Origin of the sequence: Desulfofalx alkaliphila DSM 12257, assembly GCF_000711975.1 — a bacterium.
In the GTDB taxonomy this organism is placed as follows: Bacteria; Bacillota; Desulfotomaculia; order Desulfotomaculales; family Desulfohalotomaculaceae; genus Desulfofalx; species Desulfofalx alkaliphila.
Genome location: NZ_KL544001.1, coordinates 131662 through 157361, shown reverse-complemented (window position 1 = coordinate 157361; position 25700 = coordinate 131662). Strand labels below are relative to the sequence as shown.

Here is a 25700-nt window from a genome sequence, read left to right as displayed (position 1 = left end):
TCTCGTTTATCATTTTTTCTTTGTATTACCAGACCTTTGTTTTTACGGCCGGTTTTGTCTTCTACTATAGATTTATCAAGGGCTTCAAGATATGCACTCATCATATCCACAATAAAATTGTCCGTGTATTCTTTTAAGGTGGTTTCCATCTCTTCAATGGCCTTAATTCTATCTGAAGCAAAAAAATTTAATAATTGCTCAATGAATTTTTCGCATTTTTGTAGTAGAATAGTATTCACAAGAGACACTCCTTTGGTAATTTGGGTTTTGGTCGACTTTATTTTACCAAAAAGAGTGGTCTCTTGTTTCTTTTTTTCCTACAACAATTTTACACTATGTGGTCCCTTCTTTCCTTTTTTCTGCACCGGAGCCTAATCTCTTTTATCGTCAAGGGGGGGCTGAATTACTATTTCATGGTCATAGTCATACAGTCTTAAATCTAAATTCATTAATGCCCTGGGGTTGCCTGTGTGGCCGGCGTCAATTACTGCCCTTTTTATACGCTGATCCTTGGGGTCAATCCACAGCTTGTAATTGAAGGTGTTAAATTGGTTTTCTAAAAAAGGAATGTGCACATTGGGCTGTAATTCCAACACCTGCATTTCCTGGCCGTCCAATTCTTCCCGGCCTGCATAATTTAACACCGGCACATCTTTAAAATTAAAATTAGCCAGCGGGTTTAATTCAATTATAAAGGATTCTGCCTGGGCCAGCTGATTGCCCTGCAGGGTCAGCCATTGCTCTGTAAAGGGGTCCTTCATATAGGTGTTGTCATAATACTGCACAAACTCCACCGGAGAATTAATTAAAGAGCCCTTAATATGCACCTGCTCATTTCCTACCCTTTCACCCTGAACCTTACTGATGAGGTCTTTGTTTTCCCCCAACCGGCACTCAATATCAAAGCGGTAGCTCTTACTGTTCAGGGTATTATGTAAACTTTTGTTTAAAAGTTCATCGGCATTTACCTTCTCACTGCCTGCCTTAAAGACTGAAGCCGCCAGCCACAGCAGCAGCAAAGCCACCAAGACCAGCCCCACCGGCAGTACAAGTTTTCGATACCGGTAAGGAATATTAAAATTTAACTGCGGAATCCTCACACCCCATTCCCCCCATTTAAACAATTTAATTACAGACATGACCGGTTAATTAATATTACTAAGGGACCCCCCGCTTTATGACAAGTAAAGGCCCAATTGCAAAATATGCTAATCTTTGATATTTTATACATTATTACCAAGAGCATTGGATATATAGGGGGAAGGGCAAAGATGGAACTTAAAGATATGCAAAAAGAGGTACATAAATGGATTAGTCAATTTGAAGAGGGCTACTGGCACCCGCTTTCCATGATGGCCAGGATGTCAGAGGAGGTGGGTGAACTGGCAAGGGAGATCAATCACCGCTATGGTCAAAAACCCAAAAAGCCCACCGAAGAACCGGGGGATCTGGCCCTAGAGCTCGGTGACATTATGTTTATAGTTGCCTGTATGGCAAACAGCATGAACATAGATTTAGAAGACGCCTTTAAGCGCACCATGGAAAAATATTACAAAAGGGACCTCAACCGCTGGACAAGAATAAGTGACTAGCGGCTTGTCCACAAGCTGTACTTGTAACTTATGGGCAACTATACTAAAATGGAATATATTTCTCAAACAGCGAAAGGAGCGAAATAACATTGGCAACAATCGTGCCTATTAGGGGGCTGCGTTATAATTTGGATTTAGTAGGCGACATGTCCCAGGTGGTTACGCCGCCCTACGACGTAATTAGCCCGGCTGCCCAACAGCAGTATTACGACAAAAACCCCTATAACATCATCCGGTTAGAATACGGAAAAATCAATGCCACCGATACCGATACAGACAACCGTTACACCCGGGCGGCAAAAACCTTTAATGAATGGATAGAAAAAAAGGTGCTGCTGCAGGAAGAAAAACCGGCCCTGTACCGCTACCAGCAGCAATATGTGGTTAACGGAACAGAGAAAACACGTACCGGCTTTATCTGTGGAGTTAAAATTGAACCCTACGAAAAGGGAGTTGTTCTTCCCCACGAAGAAACACTGCCTAAACATAAGGCTGACCGCCTGGCGCTAATGAAAGCCTGCAAGGCCAACTTCAGCCCTATCTTTGGTCTTTATGCAGACCATTCCTTAACCATAGACAAGATAATCGAAGAGGCGGCAGGGAATGACCTTGACTTGGAGTTCACCGATGAAGAAGGCATCACCCACCGTTTAACCGTCATTAAGGATGAAGAGGCAATTAAAAAGGTGCAGGAGGCCATGGAAAAGCAGCGCATCTTTATTGCCGACGGGCACCATCGCTATGAAACTTCATTAAATTACCGCAATTACCGCAGGGAAGAAGAAGGTCTGACGGGCGAGCCCGGTGACCAGGCCTATGATTACGTCATGATGACCCTGGTCAATTTATATGACCCGGGACTGATAATCCTGCCCACCCACCGCTTGGTCAAAAATGTAGCAAACTTCAACTTGTCTAGGCTGCTTGAACAATTGAAGGAAGAGTTTGTCGTGGACCCTGTGCCGGTGAACCCGGACGGCAGTAATATTGCTGAGTTTTTAGACCAGGTTTACCGTAAGGGCGGTTTTGACAGGGGAATGGGAATTAACCACCGCCGGGCCTTTGGCCTGTATGCCGGGGGCAATACGGGCTATGTGGTCACTTTAGAAAGCGAAGCCGCCATGGACAGGCTGATGCCCAGGGAAAAATCCTTGGCCTGGCAGGGGCTCGACGTATCAGTTTTGCACACCGCAATTTTAGAAAGGCTTTTGGGAATTGGCAGTGAACAGCGGGCTAAGGAATCAAATCTAACCTACACCCAGGAAGAGGCCGGGGCATTGAAACTGGTAGACAGCGGCCAGTACCAATGTGTCTTTTTCATGAACCCCACCCTGGTGGAAGAAGTAACCGCTGTGGCGGTGGGCGGAGAAAAAATGCCCCAAAAGAGCACCTATTTTTATCCCAAATTAAATACCGGCTTAGTGATCAGAAAGCTGTAAAAGGCGCCCCATGGGGCGCCTTTCATAATTAGGTGGCCAATCTCTTTACCCTTTCCTCCGGGCTGATGATATTGGTTATTTTTACGCCGAAGTTTTCGTTTACCACCACAACTTCACCTTCGGCCACCAGTGTACCGTTGACTAAGATCTCCACCGGCTCGTCCGCAATTGATTCCAATTCCACCACTGAGCCCGGCCCAATATTTAACACTTCTTTAATGGGCCTTTTGGCTCGTCCTAATACAACCGAAACCTGCAGGGGAATATCTAATATTAAGTCAAGGTTGCGGGGGGCCGGTCCAACGGCGCCGTTGCCGTTTGAGGGCAGCCCGCCGCCAAAGGGCGTTGTGGTTGGCGCCGGTGCCGGTGTCGGTGTCGGCGCCGGCGGTGGCCCGGCATCTTTTTCAGCACTGAGCACCGCATCAATCATTTCTTGGCTCAGGGTATCATTCCCCCCTGTTTGTGCTGCCGGTGCCGGTTCCGGTGCAGGGGCCGGTTCAGGCTCCTCTTCAATCATGCTGGTTAAATCCTGCAGCAATAGCATGGCCTTTTCCCGGGCAGTCTCAACACCCATAATTTGCATCAGTTCGGTGTCCACTATCTTATCACCAATGGACATCTTAAAGGAAACTACCACCAAAGCATCATTGGTACCCACTTCCGGCAAAGCATCCTTGGTCTCTACTTCACCCGCATCCTCCAACACTACGGTGGTGGGAGGTGATATGTTTATCGGTTTACTGAACATCTGCGACAGGGCGGTGGAAGCTGTTCCAATCATCATATTCATGGCCTCTGATGCGGCACTGATTTCCATATCCCCCAATTGGACATGTTGAGGGGTTCCTTCCCCACCCATCATCAGATCGGCAACCACCAGGGCATCTTGCACCCTCATCACCAGAACATTAAAGCCATTTAACCCGTCAATAAAATCCACCTTAATTATCAAATAGGGTACGGAAAAACTGTCAAAAAGTTCCTGCTTAGTTGTTATCCTCACCTTGGGATGGGTAATATTTACCTTTTGACTCAATATTTCTGATAGGGTGGTGGAGGCAGAACCCATAGAAATATTGCCTACCTCACCCAGGGCATCCCTTTCATCAGGGTTTAGCAACTGTTCCGGTTCAGCGTTTACGGTGTCGGAGGTATCCCCGGACGGCTGCTGTTCTGTTTGCGGATTATTCATTAATAAGTCTATTTCTTCTTGATCTAACAATTTATTATTTGTCAAACTCCCACGCCTCCTCCGTCAGAGATAGTACTTGCACCGCCAACTTTTGTCCTATGGTTCCGGCTTGAACCTTAAATTTTAATTGGTCCTGCACAAATAAGTCCAAATCCTGCCCCTGTTGCCTGTCCAAGGTGAGCACATCCCCAATTTGAAGCCCTAAAAAGTCTTTAACGGTAATTTTTCCGTTGCCTACCATTACCCTCAACTCAACCTCTGATGTTCTAAGCCAGTGTTCCACAGCAATAACGTCTTCCTGTTCTTGCTCGTGGTATGTTTGGCTAATGTGGTTGACCGAGAATTTAGACAGCACAGGCTCTAGAAAATTATAGGGCAGGCAAAGGTTCAGTAAACCCCGGTTCTCGTCACCCACAATGGTGGAAAAGGTTATCACCATAACAATATCGCTGGGTGATAACAGTTGATGTAAATGCGGGTTGGTCTCCATAGAAGTCACACTTGGTTCACCGGGAATTATATCCTTCCAAATTACCCCCAATTGGGATAGTATTCTATCTATTAGCTTTCGGGCCACCGATAGTTCAATATCCGTTAAATCGCGCACCTTTGCGGGCATCTCACCGGTTCCGCCCAGTTGCAGATCTATCAGCGGCATTATAAAATGCGGACTGGTTTCCAACACTGCGCTTCCCTTATGAGAATCAAATTTAAAGACGGTTAACAGGGTGGGCGTTACCACCGAGCGGGTAAATTCCTCGTAAGTAAACTGTCCCACCGTGGCCACCTCAATGTCAATGTGCGAATGCAATAGACCCGAAAAGAAGTTTGTAATTAGGCGAGCAAAACTCTCATGCAAAACTTGGAAGGTGCGCAGGTGCTCTTTAGAGAACTTATTAGGCCGCCGAAAGTCGTAGTTTTTCAGCTTCAGTTGCTCTGAATCCTCTACTATTTGTTCAGCTGTTACTTCTCCTGAGACAATACTCTGCAGTAGAGAGTCTATTTCCGACTGCGAGAGTACATCCTTTCCCACTGAGCCTCACCCCTTTCATGCGGCGCCCCCCATTACCTGTTTAGCACCCTTTCTATTGCTTGAATAATACGATCCTGCTGAAAAGGCTTAACAATGAAATCCTTTGCCCCGGCTTGAATTGCTTCCATCACCATGGCCTGCTGGCCCATGGCACTGCACATAATGATATTGGCATTGGCATCTACCCCGCGGATGGCCTTAACCGCTTCAATGCCATCCATTTCCGGCATGGTGATGTCCATGGTCACCAGGTCGGGTTTGAGCTGTTTGTACAGCTCCAATGCCACATTGCCGTTTTCCGCCTCGCCAACCACTTCATAGCCTGCTTTAGTTACTATGTTCTTAATCATCATTCTCATAAAAGCAGCATCATCTACAATCAGTATTTTTTTGCTCATAACTTCCTCCCGACTATTTCAAAGTTAATCCTAGGGCCTGAAAAAGTGTATTTAAAGATTTATCCTCGGTGATAAGAAAGAAGTGCCCCTTAATATGCTCCTTTTCTTCAAATAAGACAGTTTCAATCATCAAAATGTGGTCTTCAATGTAGCCTCCGGCCACCAGCGAGGTGCTTACCACCGCACCCAGCATGTCATAGGCAAACATGGGCACCTGGGGCAACATTTTCATCTGGGTCATGGTGCCAATGGCACTTAAGAAAGACCCTGTTAACACATTGGAAATTTCCTTAACCACCGATTCACCCATTTCATCCAGGTCTTGGGTGGTTCCCTTATCCAAGCCCAGCAGCATATCCACCAAATACAGGGTGCTTGCCTGGTTAAAAACAAAAAGTATTTGTGACGGCACATCCCCCTCTACCCTAAGTGTTACACAGGCAGCAACTTCCTCCAGTCCCCCCACAACTTCCATTGCTTCTTCCATTGTTACAAACTTTGTCTTCGGCACTTCCATGTTTATTCTTTTATTTAACATCTCGGCCAGTGAGGTGGCAGCATTGCCTAGGCCAATATTACCAATTTCCCTCAACACGTCCAGGTGGGTATCTGTCAACTTACTATTATCAACGGTGTTTGCCATTACATCAACTCCTTTTTATTTAAACCTTAGATTTTTTTATAAAAACAAGGAGCGAGTTTCTTTAAGCCCAGTTCAGCATAATTAAAAATTGTTTCGCTACCGCCGATAAATAAATACCCATTGGTTTTTAATGATTTAATAAAATTTCTATTAACTCTTTCCTGGGCTTCCCGGGTAAAATAAATGGTAACATTGCGGCAAAGTATTAAGTCATAACCCTGGGGATAAGCGTCACTAAGCAGGTCATGCTGCCTATATTTTACCTTGTCTTTTATCTTTTGATTAATTAAATACTTACCGTTTTGTTTTGTAAAATACTTGTTCAGGCGCTCCTTGCTCACATTTTTTAATGTTTCGGCATTATACAGCCCCTCCTTGGCTTTAATTAAAATGCCTTGATCCAGGTCTGTGGCCTCGATAACATGCCTTTTACCGGGGCTTTGTTCATCCAGTATAATACCAACCGAGTAAGGTTCTGCACCTAGGGAACAGGCAGCGCTCCAAATTTTTAAGCTTCTGCCGTCCGCAAGCAATTCGGGAATAACCTTTTTTTCCAGTATCTCAAACATTTTAATATCGCGAAAGAACTCCGATACATTTATGGTCAGATAATCTAAAAATTTAAGGTATTCCTGCCTATCGGCGGACATCATTGTAAAAAACTCATGGTAGCCGGTTATCTTACGCCTATTTAACAGGTTGTCCAATCTGCGCCTTAACTGATTTTCTTTATAACTGTTTAGGTCCAAGCCAAAGGTTTTATGTACGCGGTTTTTAAACTGTACAAACTCCATATCATATCACCTTTAAAGGGGTGCCTATGGTACGTATGGTCACCTGACCGTTGTTTAAATCTATAATCATTGTGCGACCGCGGTTTCCTCCCAACTCTTCGGCTATCACCCTAATACCTAACTGTTTTAATATTTTTTTCGTCATTTCAGCATTTCTTTGTCCGATATTTAAAACAAACTTTCGGTCCAGACCGGAAAACATTTGCGCCCCCCCAGCCAGTTTAGCCTGCAACCGGCTTTTTAGGGCACCCTTGCGCTCTAAATCTCTAATCATCAGGGGTATACCCAAATCTGCATATTTTGTCGGTTTAGTAACATTCTTAAACTGGGTGCTGTCAGGCAGCATAATGTGCAGCAGCCCCCCCACCTTGGCCCTGGGATCATATAATGTCACGCCCACACAGGAGCCTAGACCCAAGGTGATAATCTTATTGGGGGAAGCAGATACCTTGTACTCTGCTATGCCAACCTGAATCTCCTTTATTAACTTTGCTGGCTCCATTAAAGACTCCCTTCAGTCACTGACTAGTTATTATTTTCGTATATTATTTGCTATACCCCACATCTCATCGGCGGTTCTTATTGACCGCGAATTTAAGGAATAGGCCCTTTGGGCCTCAATCATTTTTACCATCTCTTCCACAATATCCACATTTGATCTTTCCAAGTAGCCCTGTTTTATTTCCCCTGTATTATCGTTATATATTGCTCCGGCAGCTTCACCTGCCTGGTACATGTTTTCACCCCTGGGTATTAAACCGCCGGTGTTTTCAAATCTGTAAAGGGTAATTGTTCCCAAGGAGGTGGTTTTACCTTCTTCGTCGGTGGCAGTAACACTGCCGTCATCCCCTATATTAATCTCTTGGGTCCCTTGGGGAACAGTTAGTTGCGGCAGTTGGTATCCCGCCGGGTTTATAATCCTGCCGTCGGCAGTGAGCGAAAACTGGCCTGCCCTGGTGTAGAGGGTCTCTCCGTCCTTTACCAGCCGGAAAAAACCGTCACCGCTTATGGCTAAATCAAGGGGCCTGCCGGTGGGCTGTAATTCACCCTGGCTAAAGACCTTAGCCACCTGGGTGGGCCGCACGCCGCCCCCCACCTCCGGCACCTTTTCAGTGTCGGCCAGCACCGGTGTCCCCCTATGACCAAGTCTTTGGCGCACCAGTTCGGCAAATTCCACCTTTTCTTTTTTATAGCCGGTGGTATTTATGTTAGCGATGTTATTACCCAGGGCATCCATCTGCAGCTGTTGCGCGTAAAGGCCCGAACGGGCGGATTGTATTGTTTTTAACACTACACCTTCACCCCATTAATAAAATTACCTTAAACTACCTACCTGGTTTACTGCCTTACCCAACAGCTCATCATGGGTTTGTAGTAATCGCTGTCCCGCCTCGTAAGACCGCATCACTTCAATAAGGTTTGTCATCTCCTTCACCAGATCCACATTGGATCTTTCCACATAGCCTTGCCTGGTACCGGTATTGTCCGCAGCCAAGGCCTGGGCCTGTCCCTGGGCAAAGTAGTTATTGCCTACCTTCTGCAGCCGGTTGATGTCATCAAACTCCACTATTCGCAGTTGATATTGCTGACCGTCACCGGCGGTAAGGGTGCCTTTATCATCCACAGTAAACTCATCGTTGCCCACCAATACCGGTCCCCGCAGGCTTAGCACCCGGTCACCCTGGGAATTCACAAGGTAGCCCTCACTGTCTACGCCAAAGGAGCTGTCCCGGGTGTATAACTCCCGGCCGCCCTGGCCACCTGCCTCAACCACATAATAGCCCGGTCCCACCAGGGCAAGGTCTCTAAAATTGCCGGTGTTAACCAGCTGGCCCTGTTGGGCATTGATCTCCACCCTGGACACCACACTGCCCAAATTTGTGGTGCCCACAGGGTTAATTCCTTTAACGGTGGGGCTTTGGTGCCCTAAAAGCACCTCTCCAAAGGGTTTGCTTATCACTTGCTCTCCTTTGAAACCGCTGGTGCTGATATTGGCCAGGTTGTTGGTGGTAACATCCAGTCTGGCCTGCTGAACACCCATGCCGCTTAGCGCAGTGTATATTCCCCTAAACAAGGTATCACCGTCCTAAACTTAATTTATCCCTTAATTTTTGGCGCAAACTCTTAATGGCCTTGCTATGTAACTGGCACACCCTTGATTCAGAAACTTCCAGCACCACACCAATTTCCTTCAGGGTCAGCTTCTCTTGGTAATAGAGCGCCAGCAACAACTTTTCCCGCTTATTTAACTCCTCAATGGATTCCACCAATAGGCGTTTATCTTCTAATTCATCTATAATAATCAACGGATCCGGGCTGTCGGTGTCTTCAATCATGTCACCGCGGCGCACCACGCTGCCCTCACCGTTGCTGATTTCGTCATCTAAAGAGTACAGCTGTCCTATATTGGTTTCGCTCAACAGGCGCCTAACCTCAGCCGCTGACAGTCCGGTCAGTTCTGCCAGTGCCCTCTCGGTTACCGGTTGCCCCTCTTGCTCCAATTTTTCCCTGGCCCTTTTAATGGCCTGCTGCCTCTGCCATACGGTACGGGGCACCCAATTTTGCCGCCGCAGTTCGTCCAGCATGGCACCTCTAATGCGGTGGTAAGCAAAGGTTTCAAAGCCAACCCCCAGTGACATGTCGTATTTATCCACCGCCTCCATTAAACCAATTACTCCACAGCTTTCTAAATCTTCCTGCTGCATAAAAAAGGGTATCTTTATAGCCAACCTGCCGGCAATATTTTTCACCAGCGGTAAATATGCTGTTATTAGTTTATCCCGAATGCTGTTTAGTGCGGTTTCATTGCCACCTACACGGCGCAGCTTTGTGTATTCTTTCCATAATTTTTCCGGTTCCATGGCCTCACTTCCGTTTTACCGCTTACGAATTTGTTCCATCTGTTTTTCAAACACAAAACAGCAGATGGTATCTTCCAGTCGGCGGTTAATATCAACAAATTGCAAGCCCAGATGATACACATTAAGGTGTTCATCTGCCAGCTGGCAGCGAACCACCTTGGCCCGCTGGCAAACCTTTATCACTTCATTCCTTATGGGTAGCTGAAAAAATACCAAGAGCTGGGTATCAAGGGGCAAAGGCTTCCTTGCCGCCATTTTTAACCCCCCGGCACTTAGGTCCACCATAAAGGCCTTATACCACTCATCCGAAGACATTAACCGGTATTCCATATCGAAGGATAGGGGAATCCTTACAAAATTGCGTAATTGTACCCTCCTGATATGTTCCAGGTGGGGCTCCTTTATTTTATACATGCGAAGGGACCGGTTTTCCAGGCTGGTTCCCAGATATTCAGATTCAAAAGCAAAGGCTGCAGACAGATCCACATATTTAATTGTCAGCCTTTCATTGTGCATTAGCACCAGCGGTGTTTCACCCCTGTAGGGCACATTAATGAATATCACCCCGTTTTTAATGTTTTGGATGCTGGAGTAGTATTCAGTTCTTTCGACGCCATCGGTTCTGGTAACAGTTATTTTCTGTCCTATTTTGTATTTTGTTATTGTCATTGACAGCCTCCCGAATAATTTTCTAACTAAACAATCGGGTCAGACGGCCAAAAAAACTGCTTATGCCGCCGCTTTTTTTATGAAGATTTTCTTTTGTACCCGCCAGTCGGTCCGCCACAGCCTTTACAGCATTGCTGGGTTTGCTGTCCGGATAATACAGCACAAAGGGCCGTTGATCCTTCACCGCTTTCACCACGGTATCATCATTTGGCAGCCATCCAATATATTGCAAATTTAATTCAGGTAAAAAACGCTGGGCAGTTAATTGTAACTTGCGAAAAGTGGAGTCAGCCTCTTGCTCGTTTACTGCCTTGTTAATTAGCAAATTAATTTCCCTGTGTACCTTATAGCGGTATAGCACCTTAATCAGCCCATAGGCATCGGTTATTGAGGTGGGTTCCGGTGTAACAACAACCAATACATCCTGGGCAGCGGCCAGAAAGGCCAATACACTTTTATTTATTCCTGCACCGGTATCCACCAGTACAAAGTCGGCATCTAAATCAAAGCCGGTGAGCGACCGCTGCAAATGTTTGATAGCCTCTGAACTTAAATTTGCCAATTCAAGAAGGCCACACCCCCCTGATATTATCTTTACATTATTGGGGGCGTCGGTCAGCACCTGTTCCAGGGGCACGTCGTAATATAAAAAGTCGTAAACGGTGTGCCTGGGATTGAGCCCTAACAGCACCTCTGCGTTAGAAAGCCCCAGGTCTGCATCGAATATTACCACCTTAAACCCTGCAGAAGACAGTGCCATGGCCAAGTTTACAGTAATATTGGTTTTTCCCACCCCTCCTTTGCCGCTTGTAATGGCAATTACCCGCGAGTGCCTGTGTATTAAATTGTTTTCGGCTTTATAGATTGAGCTCCTCATATTGTTCATCAACACTCCTGAGAATAAGCTGTGCTAACATCTTGGGCTGTACCTGTTTAATATCGTCAGGAATGCTCTGGCCGTCAGTATAGTACTGCACCGGAATTCCGGTTTTTGACACTAGATTAAGCAGTGACCCTAGGGTTTCTGTTTCATCCACCTTAGTGAATATAAACCCGTTGTATTGGGCTATTTGAAAATCCTTTGCAATACGGTACAGGTCTCTGTTTTTAGTGGAAGCACTCATCACTAAAAATATATTTTTAGGGCCGTTGAGGGCCTCTAAAAACCCCTTTAACTCCAGCACCTGGCCGGTTCTTTTAGATGAACGGCCCACCGTGTCAATTAAAATGTAATCTTTATCTGCGTGTTTTTCCACCGCCTGCCTCAGCTCGGCCGGGGTCATCACCACCTCAACCGGCGCATCAATGGTACTTCCGATAACTTTAAGATAGTCATTGGCGCCATAGCGGTAAGTGTATACAGTAATCAGTGCCACCTTTTTCCCTTCCATCAACTTAAAGCCGGTGGCCAGTTTAGCCAGCGTTGTGGTTTTACCTACCCCCGGAGGGCCGATAAAAGCTAAATACTTGGCATCACCTATGCCCTTATAGGCCGGTTTTAGCAGTTGGGTTGCCTTGCCAATCAGTGCCATCTTGGTCAGGTCGTCCTTATCTCCGACGCCGTCTTTAAGGCTTTGCTCCAGCCCTGCAAGCAATTTTTTGGCTATTCCGTGATCTATATCGATGCCGGTGAGAGCTGTTAACCATCGTTGGGTAAAGTCTTTGCTGCCTACCTTATCCTTTTGTTCCAACTGCTGCTCCAACATAGCCAATAATCTCTCCTTTTCCTGTTGTTCCAGGTTATTTAAAATTTCCGCTTTGAACAAGGGTTTAAAATCCCTGGGCGGTGACGACCCGGCATCCCCGGCAGCCCCTTGGTCGGGCCTGTCTTGCTCCGGCCTCACCGGACTTGTGGCCGCCTCCGGAATCTCCGCTTGTTCAGGCTCCTTTAGCCTTTTCGGTTCCCTGGGCAGAGCATCTTTACTGTCATCGAGAACAGCCGTGACCTCCAGTCTTTTCTTAAAAAAGCCCATAATCCCTTGGCCGGGAACTTTCTGACTGCTAACAATAATGGCATCTGCTCCCAAATCCTCTTTAATCTTCTGCACAGCCTGGTGCATTTCATCAACCACATATTTTTTAATAATCATTAATCAGCATTCACCGTCCCCACTGCTTCAACATCCACTCCGGCAGCCACCTCATTTAAAGATATTAAGGCCAAGTTAGGCAAATAGCGTTCCACCAAGCGCCGCAGGGGTAGCCTTACCCTGGGCGAGCACAGGAGCACCGGGTTTTGGCCGGTCATGGCCGCCTTTTCCACTGACCTCTGCAGCTTTTCCAGCAGGGAATTGGCCTGGGACGGGTCCATCACCGGGTACTGGCCCAACTGGGTTTGCTGGATTGAATCGGCCACCATTTGTTCCAGCTTAGGATGCAGCGTAATAACCAGCAGTTTTTTGTCAGGTCCCGCATACATCTGGCTAATGGTCCGGGCCATGGCCTGGCGCACATGTTCCGTCAAATAGTCAGGGTCTTTGTTTAAGCGTGCCCCGTCGGCCAGCGCTTCTAATATGGTTACCAGGTCTTTGATGGGTATGTTTTCTTTTAACAGGTTCTGCATCACCTTCTGCACTTCTCCCAGGGTCATCAGGTCAGGCACCAGTTCCTCCACCACAGCCGGCGATCTTTCTTTTACCACTTCCAGCAGGTCCTTAACCTCTTGACGACCCAGCAATTCATGGGCATGGGTTTTAATTACTTCTGTTAAATGGGTAACCAACACTGTGCCGCAGTCCACAACGGTAAGCCCATTTAGCTCTACCCGTTCGCGCTCTGTTTCATCAACCCACCAGGCCGGTAAATTAAAGGTGGGCTCCCTTGTGGCTATGCCGTTTACCTCACTGTCCTGGCCCAGGGGATCCATGGCCAGGTAATGGCCGGGCATCAGTTCCCCTTCGGCCACCGGCAAGCCGCGGATTTTAATCACATATTTGTTGTGGTGCAGCTGCATATTATCCCTAATCCGGATCGGCCTTACCACCACACCCATCTCAATGGCACATTGACGGCGCACCGCCGCCAAGCGCTGCAGCAAGTCTCCCCCCTGCCCTTCATCGGTTAAGGAAATTAGGTTGTAGCCAATTTCCACCTCCAAGGGATCAACTTGAAAGTAATTAAATACATTCTCCGGCTGCCTTCTGTCTTCCTGCGTTTGGCGGGCCAACATTTCCTGCTCTTTTAGTATCTCCTGCTCCTTTTCTTTATTTAGCGCATAGGCACAATAGCCCAGGCCGGCGGAAAGGGCAAAGAACAAGAGGTTGGGCATGGCTGGCACCAGGGCCAGTACGAACAGAATACCCGCTGCCAGGGCCAGCACTTTTGGATAATTTAAAAACTGTTTGGATAGGTCCTTACCAAAACTGTCGTCGGACTTGGATCTGGTTACTAAAATACCGGTGGCAGTGGATATTAACAGGGCCGGTATCTGGTGTACCAGGCCGTCGCCAATGGACAGCATGGTGTAGGTGGTCACCGCCTCGTTTAATGGCATGCCGTGCTGGGCCATGCCGATGATAAAACCACCAATGACATTAATCACTATGATAATGATGCCGGCAATGGCATCGCCGCGGACGAATTTGCTGGCACCGTCCATGGCCCCAAAGAAGTCTGCCTCCCGCTGTATCTTCTCCCTTCTGGCCCGGGCCTCATCTTCAGTAATCAAACCGGAGTTAAGGTCCGCATCAATACTCATTTGCTTACCGGGCATGGCATCCAGGGTAAAACGGGCGGCAACTTCAGCAACCCGGCCGGCACCGCTGGTGATAACCACAAACTGGATGATGGTAATAATGACAAAGACCACCGCTCCCACCACATAGCTGTTGCCCACCACAAAGGTGCCAAAGGCATGGATAACCTGGCCTGCCGCAGCTTCACCCAAAATTAAGCGGGTGGAAGCTATGTTCAAGGCCAGCCGGTACAGGGTGGTCACCAAGAGCAAACTGGGAAATATGGAAAACTGCAGGGGCTCCGTTGTAAACATGGTGATCAGCAATATCACCATGCCCAAGGTAAGGCTGATTACCAGTAAAAAATCCAAGGCGTTTGCACCCAATGGTATGATAATCAGCAAGATAATGCCGATAACCAAGCCCGCTATAATAATGTCATTGTGTTTACGCAGGTTTTCACCGGCCTGCTCCATTAAAGACATACCCATGATCACATTCCCTTAAGCTGTGTAATTAAAATCAGAATTTATTGCGGTCCAAGCGGTAAACGGTGGCTAAAATCTCTGCCACTGCCTGGTAGAGCTCCGGCGGCACCTCCTGGCCTATCTCCACATGGTAGTATAAAAATTGGGCCACCTCTTTGTTTTCCTGCACCGGCACATCGTGCTCCAAGGCTATTTCTTTAATCTTCCTAGCCATGGCATCGGCACCCTTGGCCACCACCACCGGGGCATTTTGGTCGCCCTCAGGCTGATATTTCAAAGCCACCGCAAAATGTGTGGGGTTTGTCACCACCACAGTGGCCTCCGGAACTTCCTTTTGCACCGCATTCATCAACAGCTCCCGTTGCCTTCTCTTAATCCAGGACTTAATTTGCGGGTCGCCGTCGGTTTGCTTGTGCTCATCCTTAACCTCTTGCTTAGTCATGCGCATTTGCTTTTGAAAGGCATAGCGCTGGTAGATTAAATCAATAATGCCAATAACCAAATAGGTTAAGCCGCCCCAAAACAAAATCAGCAGCAGGGCCTCTATCATTTTATTAAACAGGTAGCCGGGGGGGCCGTAAAATAACTTTAACATCTGGGTGTACTGGCCCTTGGCCACCACAAATACCACACTGCCCACCAGGGTAATTTTCAATATGGACTTTGCCAGCTCAAAGAGGGTACGGCCGCTAAATATCTTTTTTACTCCCTCGATGGGGTTTAGTTTTGACACCTTTGGTTTAATGGCCTTGGGGGCAAACAAAAAACCAAACTGGGCAACATTGCTAAATGTTGCTATCACCACCAGCAGCAAATACAGGGGAGCCAATAAAACAAAAGTGCCATATACCGCACCGGTCAATATGTCTATTAGGCGCTCCGGGTTTGGGGGAGCGGAAATGTAATTAAAAAAGTAGTGGCTCAACTTTTCTTGGGCCTGCTGGCCAATTATCGCCCGGGCCAGAAAAAAATACAGCACCCCTGCCAAAAGACACATGGCAGCGTTAAAATCTGCACTCTTAGGCACCTGACCCTTCCGCCGGGCATCGGCCAGCTTCTTTGGCGTTGCCTTTTCTGTTTTTTCCTGCGCTGGGCGAGACATTAAGACAACCCTTTCACCAGTAATAGTAAATCCCTATGCATTTGATCAATGACGGTGGCAAAAACCGCACCGATTAAAGGTAATAAAATGGCAAGGGATACCAAACCGAACATCATTTTAAAGGGGAAACCCAACATAAAGACGTTCATTTGCGGGGCAGTTCTACCCATTATCCCTAGGGCCATGTCTGTCATTAACAGGGCCGCTATCACCGGAATGGCCACCTTCAGGGCCATGGTAACGGTGTCTGCAAACACCCGGATAACAAACAAAGTCACCCCGCCGCTCATTTCAGCCGCCGTAAGGGGCAAGGTTTGATAACTGTTGACCAGCCCCCAAATCAAGCCGTGGTGCCCATCCATGGTTAACATCACAGCCAAGGTGACATAAAACAAAAACCTGCCCAGCAGCGTGGTCATTTGCCCACTGCCAGGATCCATCATTTGCGACATGGCAAAACCAATTTGAAAGTCTATCATTTGCCCGGCAATGCGAAAGGCGTTAAATATAATTGTGCAAATAAGCCCCATGGCCAGGCCCACCGCTGCCTCGCTGAGTACCATCAGCCCAAAACCCAGCAGTCCGCCCGCAATGTCAACCTCCGTTGGGGAGACCGTGGGAAAAATAATCAGTGAAAGAACAAAGGCAAAACCGGCCTTCACCAAGGGGGGTATGCCTGGAATTATAAACAGGGGGCTGGCCACCAAAAAGCCGGTACAGCGGGTAAACACCAGCATAAAAACCGGCAGAACAGACAGGTCTGGCAACAAAGTGTTCCCACCTCTAACGCATAATGTTCGGTATCATGGAGTAAAGTTTCATGGTAAACCCGGTGGCCACAGTCATCAGCCAGCCGGCAAGAATAATCAAGGTAATAAAAACCGCCAATAACTTAGGCACAAAGGCCAAGGTTTGTTCTTGAATTTGCGTTGTGGCTTGAAAGATACCCACACATAAACCGACAAACATCGCCATCAACAGACCGGGGGCAGCCAGTATTACCACCATCATCAACGCTTCCCGAGCCACATAAATGGCCTCTGTTTGTGACATTATTTAACCTCCTCCTGCACAACTGCCAGGCGTCAAAATCTAAAACTCTCCACCAAAGATTTCACCACTAAATACCAGCCGTCCACCATCACAAAGAGGAGAATTTTAAAAGGCAGTGAAATCATAATGGGGGGCAGCATAAACATACCCATGGACATCAGGGTGCTGGCCACCACCATATCGATAACCAAAAAGGGCACAAATATTAAAAAGCCAATTAAAAAGGCGGTTTTTAATTCACTGATTATAAAGGCCGGCACCAGCACCGAAAGGGGTACATCGTCAATGTTATTGGGCCTCTCCATTGCTGAAAGGTTTACAAACAACTCCAAATCCTTTTCCCGGGTTTGCTTGCTCATAAAGTCTTTCAGGGGCTGTGCGGCCAGCTCTGCGGCCTGCTCCTGGTTAATTTCATTGGCCAAAAAGGGCTGCAAGGCCTGGTCGTTTATCTGGGTAAATACTGGCATCATAATAAAGACCGTTAAAAACAAGGCTAAGCCGATTATCACCTGGTTAGGGGGGTTGTGCTGTGTTCCCAAACCCTGCCTTAAAAAAGCCAGCACCACAATAATGCGCGTGAAGGACGTCAGCATCATCAAAAAGGCCGGGATCAAAGACAACAAAGTTAATAACAAGAGCAGTTTTACGGTGTCAACAACCTGCTCAGGATCGTCAGTTGGTTGAATGGTTAAATTAATCCCGGGCAGGGGTTGAGCCCCGGCATGGCTAGGCATCAATACCAATGCTGCCATTAAAATAATGAATAGTGCTTTAATTCTCACCGCCGCTATCTCCTCCGGTGCCTTTGCCAAATTTGCCCTTTAGGATCTGGCGAAAGTCTGGTATGTTCTCCACAAACCCGCCACTTTCATCTATTACCCCGGGCAGCGAGTCAAACTCCTTTAGCAGTTTTATCTCTGTTTCAGAATGTGAAAAAAGATAGTACCTGCCTCCCAGCTCAACCAAGCTGATCATCGCCTTTGCCCCCAGGGGAATTTGTTCCAGCACCCTCATGCGCCGGCCCCCGGGCCCCCGCTGCACCATGCCCCGCCGAGCCAAGCCGTACTTAATAACTAAGTAGGCCAAAAGTACTACCAAAGGCAGCGCTATTAAGGTCCTTATAAATGCAAATAAAATATCTTTATCATCCATATGATGTAATTTACCCTCTTTTATTTCTTACTACCAACGGCCTTGCCCGACCGGGTGATGCTGTTTAAGCGCACGGCAAAAAAGTCATTTAGAACCAGCACCTCGCCCCTGGCAAAGGGTTTATTGTTTAAATAAACATCGGCATTATCGCCGGCCGACTTGTTCAGCTCTATTACCGAACCCACTTCCAGGTTTAACAGTTCCTTAACTTTAATTTTAGCCTGCCCCAGTTCCACACATATTTCCATCATCACGTCTTCAAAGTGATTTAAGGTGGCTTTGATGGCCATGCCCTGCCCCGGGGGCTGGATGGGGGGGGAAGGCCACCGGCTTTATGGTGGGCCCCCCCTTTTCCCCTGTTTGATGCATTTTTTCCATAAAAGCTTGTATTTCTGCCTGTGTCATCATTGTTATCACCTACTGGGTGAGGTATTCGGTAAAGTAAACCCTGCTTAATTGGCCATTTTCCAGTAGTTGGTTAATGGTCTCCGTTACCTCTTGTTGAACATTTTCCACGCTTTCCGGGTGCTGAACATCGGCCAGCCTCTTTTGGCGCAGCAGTGTTATAACATTATGTTTTAAAATATGCTTTTTAGTGCTCAGCTCGTTGGATAATCCCTTTTCACTCTCCGGGTACTCCAGCACCGCCGTGAAGCGCAGGTAGTGTAAACCGCTGGGGTCAGCCAAATTTACAAGCATTTCACCCAATTCAAAGGTTGCCATCTTGGTTGGTCTGGACTCAGCATTGGCCATGGGATTCATAAACATAAAGTATCCCACTGCGGAACCGGCAATCAACATGTTTAGTGCCAACAGCGCTATAATAATATTTCTGGTGGAAAAACGCGATTTTTTTTGTTCATTGGATTCTTTAACCATTTACCTCACCCTTGTATTAATTTAATTGATTAACGCTTCAAGTTAATCAGTTCTTCCAAAATACTGTCTGATACCGTAATGGTCCTGGCGTTGGCTTGAAAACCACGCTGGGTGGTAATTATATTGACAAACTCATTTGAAAGGTCTACGTTTGACATTTCCAGATAGCCGGAGGCAATGGAGGTTTCGCCACTGGCTACGCCATAGACGGCATCACCGGATATACTGGCTGCCTCTGCAAAGAGGTTGTTGCCCACCTTATCAAGGCCTTCGTTGTTGGCAAAGGTGGCAATGGACAACTGAACGGAGTTACCTGCAACTCCATCGAAGGTAAGCGGCGCACCGTTTGTATAAGTCCCGGTTATTTGACCATCTGGGCTAATATTAATTGTCTCCACTGTTAACGGGTTACCGCTGCTGTCTTCAAGGTCTATTTGTATTGCCCTGGTTTGATTAGTACCTGCATCGGCCAGCACCTTATAACCGTTGGAATTTACCAAAAAGCCATCCTTATCAATAAAAAACACACCGTCCCGGGTAAAATTAACCCTTCTCTGGGTAGGATCAAAGGCTGCTCCGTCAGTAACAGTACCGTCATTGCTTACCACAAAAAACCCTTCACCCTGAATAGCCAAATCCAAGGTCCGCCCGGTGTTTTGCAGGGCCCCTTGGGTAAAGTCGGTGCTGATACCGGCAACGTTTACCCCGGTGCCCACAAAGGCAGCGTTTTTACTGTTGCCGCCGGAGCTGATTTTTTGGTAGAGCACATCCTCAAAGTTCGCCCTGGAGTTTTTAAAGGCGGTGGTATTAACGTTGGCAATGTTGTTGCCAATAACATCCATTCTGGTGCGGTGTGCCCCTAGGCCGGCAACACCTGAATACAATGAACGCAGCATATTCTTATTTGCCCTCCTTTTAGTAAACCGCTTCAGTCGGTCGGCGGTTTAGCAGCCTCCTTTCGGGCCGGCCGCTTATTTCTTATTTTATTATTACTGCACTGTCAATGTTGGTAAAAACATGGTCCTTTAGGCTTTGGCCGTCCATGGCCGTCACCACCGTTTTATTTTTCACGCTGGTTATCAAGGCTAAATCCCCGTAAATTAAGAGGGATTCCTTGGCGCCTTTGTTTTCGGCCTGCTTCACGGCCCTGTTTATTTTTGCCATATCTTCGGCACCCAGTATTATATTGCGCTCCAGCAATCTCCTTTCGGCATGGGCCGACAATTTTACCGCCTGCTGCCTGTTAGTCTCAGCCTGCAGTATTTCAGCAAAGGGGCGTCCCATTACCGGTGCCTTTGCAGTTTTTCGGGGTTGATTTTGCGGTGATGGTTTTATGGGCTGCGGTTGGGCAAGCCAATTAATTTTACTCACCCTCTTCTTCTCCCCCCTGCTCCGGCTCCCAGATTGGGGCCTCCACTGACCTTATTTTATTTATGTCATAGGCCCTTCCGGCTATCACCACTTGCACGCCCTGATCTGACATTAAAGCCTTTTCCACTATACCCCTTACCTCATTACCCCCATCCATCAGGGATACCTGATAGCCAATTAAGAGCGAACCCTGGTTTAACTGCTGCATATGGGCCAGTGAAGCCAGGTGGGCACCCATGTCAGCAATCTTCTCGCCCATGTCGGCAAACTGTGAGTTAAGGTTAGTCATCTGCTCCAGGGTGGTAAACTGGGCCATTTGGCTGATAAATTTATCAGAATCCATTGGTGACGTGGGATCCTGGTTTTTAAGCTGCTCAATCATAATCAGCAAGAAGGCATCCTTATCCAGTATTTGTTTGGGTTCCCTGGGTTTATCCTTCCAATAGAGGTCTGAATTGGTTGCCTTTACTTCCACCGGCACGCCTCCCTTCTCTTCTCAGTTAAATTAGTAAATTCAAGCCGTCGTCTATGCTTTGATTATGGTTCACATCCACTGCCCCTATTTTTTCAGAGGCTGCGAACCCATAGCCCTTGCCCGGCTGTGCCCCCCTGCCGCCATACCGGCCCTGTTTACCGGCCCAGCTGTCCGCTTGACCGTAAAAGACATTGGCTTCGTTGAGCTTAACCTGCTGGCTAAAAAGGGTTTCCCTTAACTGGGGCAGTGCATTTTCCAGCGCTTCTTTGCCGTGGGCAGTGGTGGCATAAAACTGGGCGTTGATCTCACCCCTGCTGTAGGTAAGGCGCACCGTCACCTCGCCCAGATGCTGGGGCTCCAGCTTCAAACGCACCGTTGTGCCGCTGGGCTGCTGCCTGGTGTACATTTCTTTCACAATTTCCAGCAAGCGTGATGTCATATTTTCTAAATTTAATGGGCTACCCGCCTTTGCCGGGCCGCCTGTGGTCGGGTTTTGCACTAGATTGGAAAAGTTTTGCCCCTCCGGGCCCTCTACCTTGATATTTTGCTGGGCCCCTTGATTGTTGGCAGGCATATTTGCTTCCTTAAACTGTGTGCCGGCAGCATTTTCCACCGGCCTTTGGCCAAAGCCCTTGCTCAATTGCTGGCTGACCGTTGCCGGCTTATCAAGTAATTCACCCTTTTCCTGCTGCCCGGCTACCGGCCTTAACACCTTCTGGTGACTGGGGTCGGCCTGGCTTTGCAGCATTAGGCCCTCTTCCTTAAAGAAACCTTGACCTTGTTTAACCTGGGAAAGCTCCCCGCCACTGTTTTCATTTTTCACCGCCGTCGGCAGCCTTTCTAAGTCCGGCAGCGCCTGTTCAAGATTTTGGGGCCTGTCCCCCGCCGGCAAGTCCTTAACTTGATTGGGCACCGCCGTTAAAAACCTTGCCCAGTGCCAGTCAGATTTATTCTGCAGCCGGTTGGTAAAGTCGTGCTCATTGGATTTCTGTACCATATTGGATTCCTGTACCGGGTGCTGCAGGGGGGAAGGTAAGTTATTGGCTTCTTCTTCCTTTATTTCTCCGGCATCTAAGCCTTTTTCTTCTAAGCCGTCTTTCGGATTAACACCTAATTTGTCTCCTAAATTATAGCCCGGAGCACCTTCTAAATCATCTTCTGGCTTGTCCTCTGAAATATCAGCCGGCTGAAGGGGCAGGCTTCCTAAAGGGTCCCCTTGGTGGCCGGAGTTCAAAACATCAAACAGTGCCGCCAAAAAGTCCCGGTTTTCTTCGGAAGATTGGGAAGATAATGTTTGGGAATTTGTTTTTACCAAATCCTGCTTTAATAAATTTCCCACCGTCGCTATCACCTTAAATTCACCTCCCTTCTGTAGTAATGGCCATAAGACATCACCGGTTGGTGTGATGTTTGCGGTAATACATACCGGTGCCCAGCTCATCTATTATCTTGGTTTCCAGCATGCGGGTGTAGTCCAGGTGTTCTTGTAGCTGCTTTTCCTTTAATTTTTCCAGCACCATCCGCTCCTGTCTGGCCACCCTGGAAACCTGCCGGGCCTCCTCCACCTTTTGTTGGGCCAAATGCACCTGATGGGTCTGCTGGACCATTTTCATCCTTAAATGATCCTGATATAAGATGCGGTGCAGTTCACCCACCGGATTGTTGGGTAACGGCTTTAGCGAATTATTCAGTGTGTTTTCAGTTTCTTTCAAGGCCTTTAGCCTTTCCCGGTAGAGGGTGTCAGCCCTACTCTGCTGCAGCAGGGCCTCCTTTTCCTTTTGGCAGCGCAGCTGCAGCACCGGTTCAAGGCGAAATTGGAATTTTTTCATCAGCTACCCCCCGCAACAATTTGGTTGAGACTCTCTATTGTTTCGCTGTACTGGCTGTACTCGTCGGGGCTTTGTTTTAAAAAATCAATGATCTGCCGGTTTTTTGAAATGGCCAGGTCAATTTTGGGGTTAGAACCGGACACATAGGCACCGATATTAATTAAGTCCTCCGATTCCCGGTAGGTGGCCAACAGATCCCTCACCTGGCCTGCATTCTCCATATGCAGCGGCTCTGCCAGGTCAGGCATAATGCGACTTACACTTTGTAAAACATCTATGGCCGGGTAGTGGTTTTTGGCGGCCAAGCGGCGGCTCAGCACAATGTGGCCGTCCAGTATCCCCCGCACCGCATCGGCTATGGGTTCATTCATGTCGTCACCGTCCACCAGCACGGTGTAAAAGGCAGTGATGGAGCCCTTTAAGCCCATGCCCGAACGCTCCAGCAGTTTAGGCAGCAGGGCAAAGACCGAAGGGGTATAGCCTCTGGTGGCCGGCGGTTCGCCCACCGCCAGGCCCACTTCCCGCTGGGCCATGGCAAAGCGGGTCACAGAATCCATTAACAGCATCACATCTTTGCCTTGGTCGCGGAAGTACTCGGCAATGGCAGTGGCCACAAAGGCACCCTTGAGGCGCACCAGGGCCGGCTGGTCAGAGGTGGCTGCCACCACCACAGATTTGGCGAGCCCTTCAGGCCCCAAATCTGTTTCGATGAAGTCAAGTACCTCCCGGCCCCGTTCGCCGATGAGCCCAATGACATTCACATCGGCACTGCCGTGCTTGGCAATCATACCCAGCAGGGTACTTTTGCCCACACCGCTGCCGGCAAAAATGCCAATGCGCTGGCCGCAGCCACAGGTAAGCAGGGCATCTATGGCCCGCACCCCCGTGGGCAGCACACTGCTTATGCGCTTTCTCTGCAGGGGGTTGGGGGGCAGGTTGTCCACCGGATAAAGTTCACCGAGGTCAGGGTCAAAGCTGCCGTCCTGGGGCAGCTCTATGGGTTGTCCCAGACCGTCCAAGACCTGTCCCAGCAGGTGGTCGCCCATGGGCAGGGTTAATGATTTACCGGTGGGCAGCACCGAACTGCCCGGGTAAATTCCCCGCAGCTCACCCAGCGGCATCAAGAGCGATTGATTTTCTTTAAAGCCCACCACCTCGGCATAGACCGGCTGTTCCTCACCGGGCACCAAAATTTCGCACACCTCACCGATACTGGCAGTAATGCCCAGCACCTCTATTGTCAAGCCCACCACCCGGGTAACTTGACCGTGCAATTTTATTGGTTCAGCCCTTTGCAGGCGTCGGCGGATGGGTTGTAAATCAATTACCATAGCCAACTGAGTATTTCACCGCCTTAGGTAGGATAGATAGCCTTTAACACCGACTGCCAGCGGGAGTCAGCGGTGGCATCCACTATTCCCTGCTCTGTGTTAACCAGGCATCCACCCGGTTTTATTTCGGCGTCGGCAATGATATTTAGTTTTGCTTCCTCGCCAAGCATTTGCTGCAACTGCTCTTTTGCAGCTAAATAAATATCTATTTCTTGGGGATTGACGTAAATTGTTATCTGCCGGCGATCCTTCACCAGCTTAATGGATTCCCGGGCAGTTTCCACAATAATTTCCCTTTCTAAACGCAGCTGGGTGGATATAAACTTTTCGGCAATGTCCACCGCCAAGGAGATAATTTCCTGCTCCATGGCTTCCAGGGTTTGGCGCCGCACCTCTTCGGCCTGCTCCAGCACCTGCCGGGCCTGCCGGCGGATCTCGTCGCCTTCGGCATAGGCCTTTTCCATGCCCTCCTGGTAGCCTTGCTGCTGGGCCTTATGCTTTAATTCTTCAGCCTCTGCCTTGGCCTTATCCACTATTGCTGCCCCCTGCCGCTCAGCGGCTTGGATAATCTGCTCAGCCTGGGCATTGGCCTCGGCCAAGAGCTCCCTGGCCTCATCCTCAGGGGTTGAGGTTTTTTTGCGCTTTTTTTCCATGGGCAGTTTTTGTTTCAAGGGCAGTACTATTGGGGTATCTGCCACTGTGGCACCCTTTATTATCCTAGACAATCAAGGTATCCTCCCCACCACGGGAAATGACGATTTCGCCACTTTCCTCCAGTCTTCGGATCACATTAACAATTTTCTGTTGGGCCTGTTCCACATCCCTTAAGCGCACCGGGCCCATGTAGTCAATTTCTTCTCTGAGCATTTCAGAAGCCCGCTTAGACATGTTCTTAAAGATTCGATTGTTAACATCTTGGTTGGCACCGCGCATGGCAAGGGCCAAATCCTTTGTATCCACTTCCCGCAGTACCTTTTGAATAGACACGTCATGCAGCTTGACAATGTCCTCGAAAATGAACATCATGCGGCGAACTTCTTCGGCCAAGTTTGGATCGTTTTTTTCCAGGTGCTCAAAGATACTTTTTTCAGTGGATCGGTCTACCCTGTTCAGTATATTTACTAAACTCTTTACGCCACCGGCCACAGCGTCTTCGGTGGCCACCACCGTTGACATCTTGCGCTCCAGCACCTTTTCCACTTCTTTTGCCACATCGGGGGAAGCCCGATCCAGCATTGCCACCCGGCGGGAAACATCGGCCTGGATGGGGGCATCCAACTCAGACAGCACTATGGCCGCCTGATCGGGCTTAAGGTGAGCCACAATAAAGGCCAGTGTTTGAGGATGTTCATCACGGATAAAACTGATTAACTGCTTGGGGTCGGCCTTGCGCAGGGCCTGGAAGGGCACCTGGCGCATACTCTGGCTAATTTTGTCCAATATTTCCACAGACTTAACCGGCCCCACCGTTTTTTCCAATAATTGTTTTGCATAATCCAAGCCGCCGCTTAAAACATAATTCCTGGCCCGCTGCAGGTTGAAAAATTCCTCCAGCACCACATTGGTATCCTCACTGGATATCCTGTCCATATCAGTTATGGCGGTGGTAATGCGTTCTATTTCTTCATCGTCAAAACCATGCTTTAACACCTTTGAAGATAAGTCGGCTCCCAAACTCATTAAAAGAACAGCTGCCTTTTGTTCACCTGTCATCTTTTGAGCCAT

31 protein-coding genes and 1 pseudogene are annotated in these 25700 nt (G+C 48.2%); 2 read left to right on the top strand and 30 right to left on the bottom strand.

From position 1 onward, the window contains the following. Positions 1–239: pseudogene (locus BR02_RS0114070) on the bottom strand (ISLre2 family transposase); the annotation flags it as partial. 132 nt (positions 240–371) lie between these two features. Further along, entirely contained in the window at positions 372–1100 is a 729-nt protein-coding gene (locus BR02_RS0114065; protein WP_157834990.1) for a hypothetical protein, read from the bottom strand. Positions 1101–1271: 171 nt separating this feature from the next. Between BR02_RS0114065 and BR02_RS0114060 the strand changes: the two genes are divergently transcribed. After that, positions 1272–1592: a nucleotide pyrophosphohydrolase gene (locus BR02_RS0114060; protein ID WP_031518137.1), complete on the top strand. Its 321-nt coding sequence runs from the start codon at positions 1272–1274 to the stop codon at positions 1590–1592. Between the two features lie 89 nt (positions 1593–1681). Beyond that, a complete protein-coding gene (locus BR02_RS0114055; protein ID WP_031518135.1) occupies positions 1682–3031 on the top strand; it encodes a DUF1015 domain-containing protein in 1350 nt (449 codons plus the stop codon). Between the two features lie 28 nt (positions 3032–3059). Here BR02_RS0114055 and fliY read toward each other — a convergent pair whose 3' ends face one another. From fliY to fliG, 28 genes are all read right to left on the bottom strand, one after another. Beyond that, positions 3060–4268 carry a flagellar motor switch phosphatase FliY gene (fliY, locus tag BR02_RS0114050; protein WP_031518133.1) on the bottom strand — a complete coding sequence of 403 codons (1209 nt, stop codon included), beginning with the start codon at positions 4266–4268 and terminating at the stop codon, positions 3060–3062. Next, positions 4258–5256, bottom strand: a complete 999-nt coding sequence (fliM, locus tag BR02_RS0114045) for a flagellar motor switch protein FliM (RefSeq protein ID WP_031518131.1) — start codon at positions 5254–5256, stop codon at positions 4258–4260. Before fliM ends, fliY begins: the two co-directional genes overlap by 11 nt. A 32-nt stretch (positions 5257–5288) precedes the next feature. Continuing rightward, entirely contained in the window at positions 5289–5654 is a 366-nt protein-coding gene (locus BR02_RS0114040; protein ID WP_031518129.1) for a response regulator, read from the bottom strand. Between the two features lie 13 nt (positions 5655–5667). After that, a complete protein-coding gene (locus tag BR02_RS0114035) occupies positions 5668–6297 on the bottom strand; it encodes a chemotaxis protein CheC (RefSeq protein WP_031518126.1) in 630 nt (209 codons plus the stop codon). Positions 6298–6323: 26 nt separating this feature from the next. Next, complete coding sequence (locus tag BR02_RS0114030; protein ID WP_031518125.1) at positions 6324–7091, bottom strand: CheR family methyltransferase; 768 nt, start codon at positions 7089–7091, stop codon at positions 6324–6326. A gap of 1 nt (position 7092) precedes the next feature. Beyond that, complete coding sequence (locus BR02_RS0114025; RefSeq protein ID WP_031518123.1) at positions 7093–7593, bottom strand: chemotaxis protein CheD; 501 nt, start codon at positions 7591–7593, stop codon at positions 7093–7095. 30 nt (positions 7594–7623) lie between these two features. After that, the gene (flgG, locus tag BR02_RS0114020) at positions 7624–8382 is read right to left on the bottom strand and encodes a flagellar basal-body rod protein FlgG (RefSeq protein ID WP_031518122.1); all 759 of its coding nucleotides are present in this window, start codon (positions 8380–8382) and stop codon (positions 7624–7626) included. Between the two features lie 24 nt (positions 8383–8406). Beyond that, positions 8407–9165 (bottom strand): flagellar hook-basal body protein, encoded by a 759-nt coding sequence (locus BR02_RS0114015; RefSeq protein ID WP_031518120.1) that lies wholly within the window; start codon positions 9163–9165, stop codon positions 8407–8409. A gap of 4 nt (positions 9166–9169) precedes the next feature. Continuing rightward, entirely contained in the window at positions 9170–9952 is a 783-nt protein-coding gene (locus BR02_RS0114010) for a sigma-70 family RNA polymerase sigma factor (protein ID WP_031518118.1), read from the bottom strand. Between the two features lie 15 nt (positions 9953–9967). Continuing rightward, positions 9968–10621: a flagellar brake protein gene (locus BR02_RS0114005; protein WP_031518116.1), complete on the bottom strand. Its 654-nt coding sequence runs from the start codon at positions 10619–10621 to the stop codon at positions 9968–9970. Positions 10622–10643: 22 nt separating this feature from the next. Next, complete coding sequence (locus tag BR02_RS0114000; RefSeq protein WP_051688351.1) at positions 10644–11498, bottom strand: MinD/ParA family protein; 855 nt, start codon at positions 11496–11498, stop codon at positions 10644–10646. Further along, positions 11479–12711, bottom strand: a complete 1233-nt coding sequence (gene flhF, locus BR02_RS0113995; protein ID WP_031518112.1) for a flagellar biosynthesis GTPase FlhF — start codon at positions 12709–12711, stop codon at positions 11479–11481. The genes BR02_RS0114000 and flhF overlap by 20 nt, the downstream gene beginning before the upstream one ends. Further along, complete coding sequence (flhA, locus tag BR02_RS0113990) at positions 12711–14780, bottom strand: flagellar biosynthesis protein FlhA (RefSeq protein WP_031518110.1); 2070 nt, start codon at positions 14778–14780, stop codon at positions 12711–12713. Before flhA ends, flhF begins: the two co-directional genes overlap by 1 nt. Positions 14781–14817: 37 nt before the next feature. Further along, a complete protein-coding gene (flhB, locus tag BR02_RS0113985; RefSeq protein WP_031518108.1) occupies positions 14818–15885 on the bottom strand; it encodes a flagellar biosynthesis protein FlhB in 1068 nt (355 codons plus the stop codon). After that, on the bottom strand, positions 15885–16655 hold the full coding sequence (fliR, locus tag BR02_RS0113980; RefSeq protein WP_238442481.1) for a flagellar biosynthetic protein FliR: 771 nt from the start codon (positions 16653–16655) through the stop codon (positions 15885–15887). The genes flhB and fliR overlap by 1 nt, the downstream gene beginning before the upstream one ends. 13 nt (positions 16656–16668) lie before the next feature. Next, positions 16669–16938: a flagellar biosynthesis protein FliQ gene (gene fliQ / locus BR02_RS0113975; protein ID WP_031518104.1), complete on the bottom strand. Its 270-nt coding sequence runs from the start codon at positions 16936–16938 to the stop codon at positions 16669–16671. Between the two features lie 32 nt (positions 16939–16970). After that, the gene (gene fliP / locus BR02_RS0113970) at positions 16971–17690 is read right to left on the bottom strand and encodes a flagellar type III secretion system pore protein FliP (protein ID WP_051688355.1); all 720 of its coding nucleotides are present in this window, start codon (positions 17688–17690) and stop codon (positions 16971–16973) included. A 19-nt stretch (positions 17691–17709) separates the two neighbouring features. Then, positions 17710–18090, bottom strand: a complete 381-nt coding sequence (locus tag BR02_RS0113965) for a FliO/MopB family protein (RefSeq protein WP_051688350.1) — start codon at positions 18088–18090, stop codon at positions 17710–17712. A gap of 20 nt (positions 18091–18110) precedes the next feature. After that, on the bottom strand, positions 18111–18380 hold the full coding sequence (gene fliN / locus BR02_RS14590; RefSeq protein ID WP_051688349.1) for a flagellar motor switch protein FliN: 270 nt from the start codon (positions 18378–18380) through the stop codon (positions 18111–18113). Between the two features lie 127 nt (positions 18381–18507). After that, positions 18508–18969 carry a flagellar basal body-associated FliL family protein gene (locus BR02_RS0113950; RefSeq protein WP_051688348.1) on the bottom strand — a complete coding sequence of 154 codons (462 nt, stop codon included), beginning with the start codon at positions 18967–18969 and terminating at the stop codon, positions 18508–18510. A 29-nt stretch (positions 18970–18998) separates the two neighbouring features. Next, on the bottom strand, positions 18999–19865 hold the full coding sequence (locus BR02_RS0113945; protein ID WP_031518095.1) for a flagellar hook-basal body protein: 867 nt from the start codon (positions 19863–19865) through the stop codon (positions 18999–19001). Positions 19866–19947: 82 nt separating this feature from the next. Then, positions 19948–20340, bottom strand: coding sequence for a TIGR02530 family flagellar biosynthesis protein (locus tag BR02_RS0113940; RefSeq protein ID WP_031518094.1), 393 nt, complete (start codon positions 20338–20340; stop codon positions 19948–19950). Beyond that, complete coding sequence (locus BR02_RS0113935) at positions 20333–20815, bottom strand: flagellar hook capping FlgD N-terminal domain-containing protein (RefSeq protein ID WP_031518092.1); 483 nt, start codon at positions 20813–20815, stop codon at positions 20333–20335. Before BR02_RS0113935 ends, BR02_RS0113940 begins: the two co-directional genes overlap by 8 nt. A 25-nt stretch (positions 20816–20840) precedes the next feature. After that, positions 20841–22166: a flagellar hook-length control protein FliK gene (locus BR02_RS0113930; RefSeq protein ID WP_031518090.1), complete on the bottom strand. Its 1326-nt coding sequence runs from the start codon at positions 22164–22166 to the stop codon at positions 20841–20843. A gap of 40 nt (positions 22167–22206) precedes the next feature. Then, positions 22207–22644: a flagellar export protein FliJ gene (gene fliJ, locus BR02_RS0113925; RefSeq protein ID WP_031518088.1), complete on the bottom strand. Its 438-nt coding sequence runs from the start codon at positions 22642–22644 to the stop codon at positions 22207–22209. Beyond that, positions 22644–23975: a flagellar protein export ATPase FliI gene (gene fliI / locus BR02_RS0113920; RefSeq protein ID WP_031518086.1), complete on the bottom strand. Its 1332-nt coding sequence runs from the start codon at positions 23973–23975 to the stop codon at positions 22644–22646. Before fliI ends, fliJ begins: the two co-directional genes overlap by 1 nt. Positions 23976–23998: 23 nt before the next feature. After that, positions 23999–24700 (bottom strand): FliH/SctL family protein, encoded by a 702-nt coding sequence (locus BR02_RS0113915; RefSeq protein ID WP_031518085.1) that lies wholly within the window; start codon positions 24698–24700, stop codon positions 23999–24001. Continuing rightward, the gene (fliG, locus tag BR02_RS0113910) at positions 24693–25700 is read right to left on the bottom strand and encodes a flagellar motor switch protein FliG (protein ID WP_031518084.1); all 1008 of its coding nucleotides are present in this window, start codon (positions 25698–25700) and stop codon (positions 24693–24695) included. The genes BR02_RS0113915 and fliG overlap by 8 nt, the downstream gene beginning before the upstream one ends.